The 1,150-nt window shown below is 58.5% G+C and carries 1 protein-coding gene; it reads right to left on the reverse strand.

The window, feature by feature from the left end:
* Nucleotides 1-1,150: IS5 family transposase (locus KQH60_RS05970; protein ID WP_237575615.1), on the reverse strand; the 1,150-nt coding region annotated here is incomplete at both ends.

Genomic DNA, 1,150 nt, shown 5'->3' on the forward strand with positions numbered 1-1,150 from the left:
GTGGCGCAGCGCCAAAGCGAGCGCAGCCACCAAAGCACAAGGCGGGCTTGATGCCCAATCGGGTAATGGCGCGCAGCAGCCAGCGCAGGTTATAGCCTGTCGAGCACAGCACGGCATGTATCGCATCACCCGTGATGCCTTTGAGCCAGCAGCGCCGCATTCCATGATCCTGTTTGACATGCCCGATGATCGGCTCGATGGCTTGACGCCGCTTCAAACGACGCTGTTGTGCCGGGTTCAGCCTGTTGAGTTTTCCGCGATGCATCAACTGTACAGGCGCAACCTGAGCATCCACACCCCGAAAGCCCAGATCGGTCAGCACCGTCTTTACACGTGGGGCACTGGCCAGATCCTGTATCAGGATCGAGGTTTGTTCGAGCTGTTCGGCCAAAATGTGGCCGTCGTAAGGGTTGCCAGCGAACGCTCGCGTACCGACAATGAGCCCCTGTTTGTGCGTGATAGCCAGGCTTACCTTGACGCCGAACTCGTACGGTTGGCGCGCTTTGCCTTTGGCGATGCATGCCACTTCCGGCGCGTGTAGTGCATACAGTTTGTCTTTGTCCTTGGGACGCTGTCGGCAAATGCGCCAGGCTTGTTGCAGCCACATGTGCAATGGCGTTTGTCGCTCGTGCGAGATCTCGCCCAGCTTGCGTTCGATTTCGCGCAGCACTCGGCCCAACACGGTACGCTGGCGCTTGAGCACGCGGCGCAGACGCTTAAACTGCTTGGCATGCGCGTAGCCACCGGCACGTCGGCGTAGTCGTTTGCCTTCGCGCTCGTAGGTTTGCTTGAGCGCCAAGCCCGCGTGCTGTGCCAAGCGCACCAGCTTGCTACGCGCCACCTCTAGCAGTCGGCTGTCAGTCGGATAAGCAATCGCTTTCTCTTGGACGGTCGTATCAACGATCACGCTCTCAAATTCGACTGACTTGAGTGCCTTCATTTGTGCGGCAGCGCTAATGGTCGCGGCCAGCAATTCTTCGACGCCGGCTTCGCCCAAGGCTTGCCTAAAACGCACTAAATTGGTCGGATCACACGGCAGGCGTGGCTGAAAGTACTGCTCACCGCAGAAGAACTGAAAGTACACGTCCTGTGCCCAGCGCTCGCACACCGACTCATCACTTTCGTTGTAGGCATGCTTCAGATAGAGCAG

The sequence above is a fragment of the Mycetohabitans sp. B8 genome (genome assembly GCF_021991875.1).
Classification (GTDB): domain Bacteria; phylum Pseudomonadota; class Gammaproteobacteria; order Burkholderiales; family Burkholderiaceae; genus Mycetohabitans.